Annotated in this window: 1 protein-coding gene; it reads right to left on the reverse strand. The window is 58.2% G+C overall.

What is annotated here, in order from left to right; translation table 11 throughout:
* Window positions 1-49: 49 nt before the first annotated feature.
* The gene (locus AC3G2T_RS25415; protein ID WP_488437333.1) at window positions 50-12,166 is read right to left on the reverse strand and encodes an amino acid adenylation domain-containing protein; all 12,117 of its coding nucleotides are present in this window, start codon (window positions 12,164-12,166) and stop codon (window positions 50-52) included.
* Between the last annotated feature and the right edge of the window lie 48 nt (window positions 12,167-12,214).

Genomic DNA, 12,214 nt, shown 5'->3' on the forward strand with positions numbered 1-12,214 from the left:
GGCCGTCATCGCCGGCATTTGAGAATAGTCTTTTGACTGTTCATCCTGCTTACTTCGTGCCTGGAGTCACCGAAATCCGGCTTTCTACATAATCGACCACATCTGCGATTGTAATAAATTTGCCTGGAATCATATCCTCATCGGGAAATTCGAAATCGAATTCCTCTTCAATCGTCACAATGGCCCGCATATAACTTAAAGAATTCACGCCCATATCCACCAAATGATCCAGCATTCCAATCCGGGTCCTCCCGAGCAGCTCTTCCCAAATGGCCGCCATCCTTTTCTCTACAGAGCTTTCCGGTGCTTTATATTCATTCATTGTAACGGAAGGGTCAGGAAGCGGTAGAGCCTTTCGGTCTACTTTCCCATTCGTATTCAGCGGCATGCTCTCCAGCCGGACCGCATAGGCTGGCAGCATGTAGGACGGCAGCATCCGTGACAGCGCTGTCCGTATTTCGCCGACACTGTACGCACGGTCTCCCATATAGTAAGCGCACAGCTGGTTTTGTCCCGACAGATCGACCTGGGCCGTTACAACGGATTCCAAGATGCCTTCCAACCCCGCCAGCTGTGCTTCAATCTCACCCAGCTCGATCCGGTAGCCCCGGATTTTCACCTGGTGGTCGATTCGTCCCACATACGCGATACTGCCATCCGGCAGCCATTTCGCCAAATCGCCTGTCCGGTACATCCGCTCTCCCGGCAGGAAAGGATTTTCCACGAACTTCTCCTCCGTCAGCTCCGGACGCCGCCAATATCCTCGGGCCAGTCCATCCCCTGCGATGCACATCTCCCCGATCACGCCGACCGGCTGCAGTTGAACCCCGGACGGCTCCACAATATACACCTGCGTGTTCATGATCGGCTTGCCGATGTTGACTTCCCGGCCGCTCCCGCTGATATCCGCCATCGTGGACCAAACCGTCGTTTCCGTCGGACCATACATGTTGAACAGCTTCGCCTTCGAATGAATTCTGATCTGCTCCGGCAAACCCGCCGGCATCGCTTCGCCCCCAAGGAGGATCTGCTTCACATCGGTCCATATCTTCCCGCGGCCCGCACCCAGCAGCAGCCCCATCCGGGACGGGGTGGTCTGGATGAGCTCCACACGCTCCCTCTCCATAAGTTCAAGCAGCTTTTGGGGATCATTTTGCTCCTCCTCAGTCGCCAGAATGACCACAGCCCCGACGGTGAGCGGCAGCAGGCACTCCAGAACGAAGATGTCAAAGCCATACGTGGTGACCGACAGGACGCGCTGGCCTTCATAGAAGTCGATCCGCTGCTCCATCCCCTTTATAAAGTTATGCACGCTCCGGTGCTCCAGCATAACTCCCTTCGGCTTGCCGGTGGATCCCGAGGTGTAGATGACGTATGCCAGGTGGCTGCTATGATTGAGCTGCCCCGGATTCCCGGCCTCATCCTGCTGCAGCCCGGCCTCCGCTGCAACACAAACCTCCACATTCGTCGGAACGAGTTCGCGCAAAGGAGAGGAGGCCACCACCAGCCGCACCTCGCTGTCCTCCAGAATCGTTTCGATCCGATCTAACGGAAATGCAGGATCGATCGGGCAATACGCTCCCCCGGCTTTCAGCACGCCCAGCATAGCCGCCGGCATGTCCACCGAACGCTCCATCAATATTCCTACGATCTGATCGGGCTGCACTCCACTGCCGCGCAGCTGATGCGCCAGCCGGTTCGCCCTTGCGTTCAGCTCCCGGTAGGTCAGCTGCTCTCCGCCGCACACGACAGCCAAGCGGTCCGGCGTCCGCTCCGCCTGCTCCTCGAACAGCTCGTGGACGGTTTTCTCCCGGTCATAGTCTGCTGCCGTGCAGTTGAACTGCTCCAGTATGTGCCTGCGCTCCTCTACTGTGGCCAGCTCCAGTGAAGACAGCCTCCGCTGCGGATCCCCCAGCAGCATGTCGATCACCCGGAGCCAGTGCCCGGCCATCCGCTCCACCGTCTCCCGCTTGAACAGCGCCGTGGCATATTCCAGTGTGAACCGGAGACCCTCCGCCGACTCTTCCGCGTTCAACGTCAAATCAAATTTCGCCGCCATGAATTCCTGGGGATAGGCGGATAGCCGGACTCCCTCCATGACAAGCTCCTTTTGCCCCATATTGTTCATAATGAACATCGTGTCGAACAGCGGGTTGCGGCTCAGATCCCTCGGAAGAGCAAGCTTCTCCACAAGTTCCTCGAACGGATACTCCTGGTGCTCATACGCTTGCAGCAGCCCGTGCTTGACTTCCTCCAAATAGGCTTCAAAGGTTTTGTCCGCCGCCGGATATTGACGAAGCGCCAACGTGCCGACAAACATCCCGACCAGAGGCTCCAACTCCTCCTGCAGCCTGCCGGCCACCGGCGTACCCACGATGATCTCACCGCTGCCGGTGTATTTGCCGAGCCATGCGGTATAAGCGGCAATCAGCACCATATACAGCGTTGTGCCCGTTCGGGAGGCCAGCTGCCGGAGCGCTTCGCTCCGGTCTTTTCCAAGCGTGAATCTCACCGCTGCTCCTTCATAGCTGCGTACCGGCGGTCTGGCATAGTCAGCCGGAAGATCCAGAACGGGAAGCTCGCCGCTGAACACCTCCAGCCAGTAGGCTTCCTGCTTCATCAACCGCTCGCTTGCCGCCTCCCTCTGCTGCCATACCGCATAGTCCTTATACTGGATGGTCAGCGGCTGCAGCGTTTCGCCTTCGTAAAGCCTCGTAAATTCATAGGCCAGATTGATCATGGATATCCCATCCGAAACGATATGATGAATATCGAACAGCAGCAGATGGCGCTGCGGCTCCAGCTCGACGAGACCCGCCCGCATGAGCGGGGCCTGTTTCAGATTGAACGGGCGCAGGAATCCCTTGATATACGCTGTCACATCCTCCTCGTTCAGCCGGACGTTTTCCACATCAAAGGCTGCCTCATTCCTTACCCTCTGAACCATCTCTCCATTCTTCATCTCGAAGCCGGTCCGCAGCGTTTCATGGCGGGCAATCAGCCTGCGAAAGGCTTCCTGCACACGGCTGCTGTCCAAGGGACCATCGAGCTGAAGCACCACCGGCGTATTGTAGCTCATTTCCCCGCCTTCCAGGCTGCTGACGAGGTAGATCCGCTTCTGTGCCGAGGAAAGGGGATAATATTCTCTCTCGGGTGCCTTCAAAATCAGGGAAAGGCCCGTAGGCTGCTCAGCCTCCCCAGTCTCCTTGGCTCGTATGAGCTTCGCCAACCCCCGGACCGTCGGTGACTGGAACACCTCCTGCAAGGGGACTTCCACCTTAAAATGGTTACGTATACGGGCAGCCAGCCTCGTTACGCTCAGCGAATCCCCGCCCCGCTCGAAGAAGGATTCATTCACCCCGATGCTTCCTTGGCCGAGAATTTCCTCCCACAAGTCGGCCAGTCCCTGTTCCGTTGCGTCGGCCGGTGCTTCCGCTTCGGACGGATGTGCTGATTCTCGGGCCGGCTCCGGCAGCGCCTTCCGGTCTACCTTGCCGTTCGCATTCAGCGGCAGCTCCTCCAGCAACACATAGGCTCCCGGCACCATATAGGCCGGCAGCTCCGCCACGAGATATTCCCGGACAGCGGCCACCGTCAGCTCGCCCGAGGGTACGATATAGGCGCACAAATACCGCTGCTCCCGTCCGTCCAGCCGGTCCATCACCACCGCTTCGCGGATCCCCGGGTGCCGAGCCAGTCGGCTGTCGATCTCGCCCAGCTCCACCCGGTAGCCGCGGATCTTCACCTGATGATCCTTGCGGCCCAGGAATTCCATGTTCCCGTCCGGCAGCAATCTCCCAAGGTCCCCGGTCTTGTACATCCGCCCCCCTCCCGGGAGGAACGGGTCGGGCAGGAACGCCGCCGCCGTCTTCGCCTCGTCGTTCATATATCCGCGGGCTACGCCCACGCCGCCGATATACAGCTCGCCGACCACGCCCCACGGCACCCTCTCCAGGTCGTCGTCCAGAATGTAGAAGGCGTTGCCCCCGATCGGCCGGCCGTACGGGATGCTGCTCCAGTCAGCGCTGACTTCCATGGCCGGATAGTAATTCGACCAGACGGTCCCCTCCGTCGCTCCCCCCAGCGAGATCACTTCCGCTTGCGGGAACAACTGCCGGATCCGACCAGGCAGCGTGACCGGAATCCAGTCCCCGCTCATGAAGACCAAACGCAATCCAGCAGGAAGCGACTCTGACTTTGCGGAACCTTCTTCCAGATGATGGATAAAGTGGTTCATCGTCGTCGGCACCGAATCCCAGAACGTGACCTCCTCGGCCTCCATCAGCCTTAGAAGCGCCCCGGGGTCGAGCACTTGCTCGCGTTCCGCCACCACGACGGTTCCCCCCGCCGCCAACATCCCGAAAATATCGTAGACGGACAAGTCGAAGCACATCGAGGTGATGAACAGCAGACGGTCTTCCCCACCGACCGCAAACCGTCGGTTGACCCAGGAGACCAGGTTGACGGCGCTGCGGTGCTCGATCATCACGCCCTTCGGCGTGCCCGTGGAGCCGGAGGTGTAAATGATATAGGCCAAATCGCCGCTGTCCTTCGCCAGCTGCAGCGGTTCGGAACTTTCCCCGGCGATCCTCTCATCCTGCATGAGGATGACCCGTTCATGCCCAAGATCCGGGTAAACGCGGTCGGCCAGTACCGCCGCAGCTTCCGCGTTATGCAGAATATATGCCTTGCGGCTCGGCGGGTAATCCGGATCGACCGGCACGTAAGCCGCCCCCGCCTTGAGGATGGCGAGCATTCCGGTGATCATGCCGGTTCCGCGACCGGCCACCAGGGCCACATGATCCCCGCTGCGCACACCGTGCCGTGCCAAATGCCGCGCCAGCCGGTTCGATTCCGCCTCCAGCCGCGCATAGGTCAGCGTTCGGCCTCCATGCCGAACCGCCGCATGATCCGGCGTTCTTGCCGCCTGTTCCTCGAACAGCCCGTGCAGCGTCTTGCCCTCCGTGTAGGCAGCCGCAAGTTCGTACACCGGAGCATTCCATTCGCGGAGCTGCCGGTTCCCCTCCTCCGTCAGGATCAATGCCCCGCTGCCCAGAATCGGGTTCGCCTCGTCGCACAGCTCCTCCAAAATCCGCACATAGAGCGTGAATACCGTCTCCATATCCTGGTCATAGAAGTAGCTCGGGGCATACTTGATTTGGACACTCATCCGGCCCCCCGCCCGATGCACCTCGACATCCAGCAGCGTGTTGGTCATTTCGGCGTTCTGCAGCTCCAATCCACCCGGTTGTTCCGGACGGATACCGCTCCCCCCTTTACCATAATCCAGGATATGAAAGTCGGTATAATTGAATAACGTATCGAATATCGGATTGAGTGACGGATCGGAACGTTCGCCAATCATTCTGGCGATATCGCTCAGGAACGCTTCCCCGGACTTCATCCGGTAGACCGTATCTGCGACTCTCCTCACCAGCCCCTTCTTGTCTTCATGCTTGCCGACATGCAGCCGCATCGGCAGCGTGTTCAGGAAGCAGCCAAGAATGCGGTCCCCGTCCTCTACAGCAGGACGATCGTGCGAAACGACTCCCGTTACGATGTCCTCTTCTGCAGTTATAATGCGAAGCAGGTACAGATGGGCGCTTAGGCAAAGGTCTCTCACGGTGCTTCCGTACGTTCCTGCCACCGCCTCCAGCCTGCTCACCAGCTGCGGAGCCAAAGGTCTCTTGATGATGGCGCTGGATGCGGTGCCTGTCATGGGTTTGCGGGCGATATTAAATGGCAGCTTGCCTCGTGTATAGCCCCCGAGGAATTCCCGCCACCAGTCTCCCGTCTTCCCGTCGGCCTGCCTGAACGCATTCAGCGCCACGTATTCTTTGTACGAGCTGCGGAGCGGAGCCCGCTCTGAAGATGAGGCCGGCGAGGCTTCCCCTCCGGCAGCAAGCTCCACGTACAATTCCATAAATTCCTGCTGGAACACCGCTACACTCCATCCGTCGAGAGCCGCATGATGGAACGATAAAAGAATGATGGTCTCCTCATCGCCTAACCGGAACAGCCGGAGCCGCCATAATAAGCCGCGGTCTTTTAAATATTTATCGCGCAGATCCGCCCCCCTGCATGCTTCGATATGGGCCTTCTGGGCATCGGCCGAAAGATGCCGGATGTCCTCCAAGACCACATCCGGCTCGAACCGCTTATAAACCAGCTGGATCGGCTCGTTAAAGTTCACCGTATCGAAAACCGTCCTAAGCACGGCATGCCGGTTCAGCAGCCTGCGCACCGTTTGGATGAAGATATCGTTGTCCATAGGACTCATCCGGACGGAAAAGAAGAATTGATCATGATAGATCGGCTGATCGGGCTTCAGCAGCGAGTAGTACACCATGCTTTGCTGGATCTTGCTCAGCGGGTAAAAGTCTTCCAACTCCTGCGAAGCATAAGTCTGGAATGCCGGCGTGCCGCGCAGAGTCTCCTGGAACGCTTCGATCAGGCTCAGGCCGCTCTCCAGCTCTTCGGATTGGCGTTTCGTTCCTGCACCATCCAAATAACGGGCATACTCGCGGATCGTGCGGTACGTATACAGGTCTTTCAGCTGGACGGGGATCTCCAGCTCCAGTTGAATTCGGCTGGCAAGCCGGAGCAGGGTAATGGAATCTCCGCCGGAGAGGAAGAAATCATCTGTGGCGCCCACCTTTTCTTTACCGAGGATCCCACTCCAAAGATGTGCAAGCTGAGCTTCCATTCCCCCGGCAGGAGCCGTGAAGGTTCCCTCGCCTTCCCTCTCCTTGTCCGGCTCCGGCAGCGCCCTCCGGTCCAGTTTGCCGTTTGGCGTCAGCGGCATCCGGTCCAGCTCTACAAAAGATGAGGGCACCATATATATGGGCAGGCTATTCACCAGATGCTCTCTGTACTCCGCAGCAGATAGTTCCCTCCTGGATACGAAATAAGCGCAAAGGGATTTGGCTCCGGACCGGTCCATCCGGTCCACTACAACGGCCTCAACCACATCCGGATGATTCATGAGCGCTCTTTCAATTTCTCCCAATTCAATTCTGTAGCCCCGAATCTTCACCTGGTGATCCATCCGGCCGAGATACTCCACATCGCCGTTCGGCAGCCAACGGGCCACATCGCCGGTGCGGTACATCCGCTCGCCCGGTATGAAGGGATTGTCTACAAACTTTTCCGCCGTCAGCTCCGGCCGTCCTACATATCCCCGGGCCAGACCAGCCCCTGCTATACACAGCTCGCCCGGTGTGCCGATCGGAAGCAGGTTCAGCTTCCCATCCACCACGTACAGCCGGGTGTTGTCGATCGGTGCTCCGATCGGGATGCGTCCCAGCCCCGGTGCACATTCGAATGAACTGACATCCACGGTCGCCTCCGTCGGTCCGTACAGATTCACCAGCTTCACCCGATCCGGTCCGAACAAAGTGAAGAACCGTTCCACCATAGGACTTGGCAGTGCTTCACCGCTGGCAAACACTTGCTTAAGATTGGAGATTTGTCCCAATGCCCCTTCCGCCGCTTCCAGATCTTCCAGGAACGCCCCGAGCATGGAAGGCACGAAGTGCATCGTCGTCACGCCATATTTCGAGACCGCCTCCCGGATGAGGCTGGGGTCCTTCTCCCCTCCAGGCGTCAGGAGGCACACGCCCGCACCATACCACGACCACCAAAACAGTTCCCATACCGATACGTCGAAGGAGAACGGCGTTTTCTGGAGGATGACGTCCTCTTCGCCCAGTATGTAGCGTTTCTGCATCCAGTGAATCCGGTTGATCACCGAATGATGCTCAATCATGACACCCTTCGGTCTTCCCGTGGAGCCGGACGTATACATAACGTAGGCGAGATCCGCAGGTCCGCTTACGGGAACAGGATTGTCCGCAGGCCGGTTATTGATCTCTTCATCCCGAAGGTCCAGCACGATGCCGGAGAACCGGGCAGCTGTGACTTCATCCTCCCCTTGGGTCAGCAGTACCCCCGCCTTACTGTCCTCCAGCATGTAGCGAATCCGCTCCGCCGGATACGCCGGATCTATCGGCAGGTAGGCGCCTCCCGCCTTCAATATGCCGAAGATGCCGATCAGCATCTCTAAGGAACGGTCCGTCCTGATTCCGACAACGGCATCCGGCTTGACACCATATGCCCGCAAAGTATGGGCAACCTGATTGGCTTTGGCGTTCAGCTGCGCATAAGTCAATGCCCGGCCTTCAAAGACTACCGCCACGTGATCCGGCGTGCGTGCCGCCTGTTCTTCGAACAAGCCGTGGATCGTCTTCTCCTTGGGGTAATCCGCCTCCGTGTCGTTGAACTCCTCAAGAATTTGCCGGCGCTCCCCTGAAGTCATCAGCTCAAGAGAGGACAGCGGTCTGCCCGGATCCTCCAGGAGCATGTCGATCAGCCTCATCCAATGACCCGCCATACGCTCTACCGTTTCCCGTTTGAACAGCGCGGAGGCGTACTCGATCCAGAACCGCAGCCCGTCCTCCGTCTCTTCCGCGTTCATCGTGAGATCGAATTTCGCTGCCGCAAAATCCTGTGAATAAGGGGATATCCGCAGTCCGTCGATCGTCATCGGGGATGGGCCCGTGTTGTGCAGCACGAACATCGTGTCAAACAGCGGATTACGGCTCAGATCCCGCGGGAGGTCCAGCTTTTCCACCAGTTCTTCAAATGGGAACTCCTGATGTTCGTATGCTCCCAGCAGCCCCTCCTTGACCTCCTGCAGGTACGACTCGAACGTTTTGTCTCCGGACGGATGCTGCCGCAGCGCCAGCGTGCCCACAAACATGCCGATGAGGGGCTCCAGTTCCGCCTGCAGCCTTCCGGCCACCGGGGTACCGACGATCACATCTGGGCTTCCGCTGTATTTGCCAAGCCATGCCGTATAGGCTGCGAGCAGTACCATATGCAGGGTTGTCCCTGTCTGTCGGGCAAGCTGTGTCAACGCTTCGCTTCGTGCCTTGTCAAGCGTAAAGCTCAGGGAGGCCCCTTGATAGCTCCGTACCAGCGGTCTGCTATAGTCGGCCGGCAGTTCAAGGACCGGAAGCTCGCCGCTGAATACACCCAGCCAGTACGCCTGCTGTTCCCGAATCCTCCCGCTGTCCGTCTTCTCCTGCTGCCATACGGCATAGTCCTTATACTGGAGAGGCAGGGGAGCCAGCGTCTCTCCTTCATACAGCCGCGCGAACTCGTGTGTCAAATGGTTCATGGACACCCCGTCCGAGATCATATGATGCATATCGAACAGCAGCAAATGATGCTCCGGCCCCAGTTCGACAAGACCCGCCCGCAGCAGCGGCGCCTGATCCAGGTCGAAAGTGCGAATGAACCCGCGAATCAATTCGGCAACCTCCCGCCCGTCCCGTAGGGTCGTTTCGAGCTCAAACGGCACCTCCTCATGAATCCGCTGGACGATCTCGCCGTCTTTCATTTCAAAGCGGGTCCGAAGCGATTCATGGCGGCCGATCAAGGTCCGGAAGGCTTCATAGGCCCGTGTCCGGTCTAAAGGACCGTGGATCTCCAGAACCCCCGGCATGTTGTAGCTCAGCTCGCCGCCATCCAGTTGGCTTAGGAGATAGATCCTCTTCTGCGCAGAGGAGACGGGATAGCTCTCTCTCTCCTCCGCACGCGGAATGCCGACATAATCGGTACGCTTCATCCCGTCTATAGCTTGAGCCATGCTTTCAATGGTCGGTGATCGGAATATTTCCCGCAGCGGCAGTTCAACGTTCATTTCTTTGTATATTTTCCCTGCCAATCGAGCCGCCCATAGAGAATGCCCGCCCAATTCAAAAAAATTGTGCTTCACGCCAATATCCGGGAGCTTCAAGACCTCCCTCCAGATCGCGGCAAGCCTTTCTTCGGTCGGATTCCGGGGGGCAGCATACTCGGTGCTGCTCTGCATCACCTTCTCCGGCTTCGGCAGCGCCCGGCGGTCCAGCTTTCCGCTCGAGGTCAGCGGCAGCTTCTCCAACTGCACCATGTAAGCAGGCACCATGTAGGAAGGCAGCTTCCGGGAAAGCTCTTCTTTCCAATCCTGAGCGGCATACGTCGTCTTCATGACCACATAGGCACACAAGTGCTTATCCCCCGTATCGTCCTCTCCGGCTACGACAACGGCTTCCCGCACCCCCTCCAGCCGCAGAAGCTGCGCTTCGATCTCCCCCAGTTCGATCCGGTATCCCCTGATCTTCACCTGATGATCGATCCGCCCCATATATTCGATACTGCCGTCCGGCAGCCATCTCGCCAGATCCCCCGTCCGGTACATCCGCTCCCCCTCATGGAAAGGGTTGTCCACGAACTTCTCCGCCGTCAGTTCCGGCCTGTTCCAGTATCCGCGTGCCAGGCAGACTCCTGCTATACACAGCTCGCCCGCTACGCCTATAGGCTGCAGCTTGGCTGTGCCTTCCTTCACAATATACAGCTCTGTATTGGATATCGGTTTGCCGATGGGAATTAGCGGATACGGCCTGTCTTGTTCGCAAGGAAAGCAGGTCACCTCAACCGTCGCTTCCGTCGGACCGTAGAGGTTGATCATCCTCGCTCCGTTGACCGATCCGATCAAACACTGGAAGCGGGACACCTGATGCGGAGTTAGAGCTTCCCCGCTGGCGAACACGTACCGCAGACTGCTTAATTTCACAGACACTTCCTCTGGGGGCAAAAGCTCCACATATTCAAGAAACAGCTGAAGCATCGATGGGACAAAATGAACGGTAGTGATCCCGGAGCTTGCGATCGCCTCCACCAGCTGCCCCGGATCCTTCTCTCCCCCAGGGGGCAGCAGGCTTACCGTGGAACCGGCCATCCCCCACCAGAACAGCTCCGGTACCGATACATCGAAGGTGAACGCGGTTTTGAGCAGACTGACATCGCCGCTTCCTAACGGAAACCGGCTCTGTCCCCAGAGAATCCGGTTGACCACGGAATGATGCTCGATCATAACCCCCTTCGGGTTCCCGGTGGAGCCCGAGGTATACATCACATACACGAGATCCCTTGGCCCGGAGGATGCCTCCAGATTGCCGCCGTCCCCGCTGCTGCACGAAGCGTCATCGATTAGCAAGTACCGGCCTTCGAAGTTCACCCGGTCTCTGAACCGGGCCGTTGTCAGCAGCAGCTGAATACCCGAATCCTCCGCTACGTACCTTATCCGGTCTTCCGGATGGTCCGGGTCTATCGGCACATAAGCGCCTCCGGCCTTCAGGATGGCATATACCCCGATGACCATCTCCAGCGAACGCTCGGTCATGATCCCTACAAGCCCGCCCGCTCGAACACCTTCCGCCCGCAGCCTTCTCGCCAGACGGTTCGCCCTCTCGTTCAGCTCCGTGTAGGTCAGCCGCTCGTCCCCGCACAGGACGGCCACGCTATCCGGCGTCCGCTTCACCTGCTCCTCGAACAGCCCGTGGATCGTCTTCTCCTTCGGATAGCTCGCAGCCGTATCGTTGAAGGCGAACAGGATTGCGGCTTTCTCTTCCTCCGTTACGAGAACCGTATCCCCGAGAATGAGATCAGGCGCACTTGCCAGCGCGGAGAGCAGCTCCTGCAGATGCGCGGCCAACCGGAGCATAGCTTCCCGGCTGTACCGCCGCTCATTGTAGGTGAGGTCCAGCACAACATCCTGATCCGCCTGATCAAAGAAGAACAACAGATCGAATGCGGCCTGTTCCCTAAATTCCATCGTATGAAGGGGCCTGAACCCCACGATCGTGTGGATTAAGGGTTTGCCATCCGAAGCGGATTGCGTGGTGATCCGCTCAGTATAGTTCCAGAAGGGAATACTCTGATGCTCCATAGCTTCGCTTACGGCTGCCTTGATACCGGAGAACAAGGTCTTTAGTGTGCTTTGATCCGTGACCGTGTTTTTTACAATGACCAGAGAATTGAGGTTCTCCGCCGAATCGTCCGGCTGACGGAAGACCGGAACGCCAAGCAGCATATTGGATTCATTCGTGTAGTGGTGCAGCAGCCCTTCCACTCCGCACAGCAGAATCATGTACAAGGCTAACGGAGAACCGCCGGCGATTTGCATCATCCGCTTGGAGAGCGTGGCCTCCAGGGTCAGGTTGACGGTTTGAAACAGGCTGTCCTGATTTCCGGAAGTCCGGTTATAGGGAAGACACACGATACGATCCCCGCCATCTAGCTTTTGGTTCCAATAGGCAGCTTCTTTACCAAACAGGCTCATAAACATCGGTACGTCCTTTCTATCACATCATAGGATTAGAGTAGGAAT

The sequence above is a fragment of the Paenibacillus sp. sgz302191 genome, assembly GCF_057749925.1.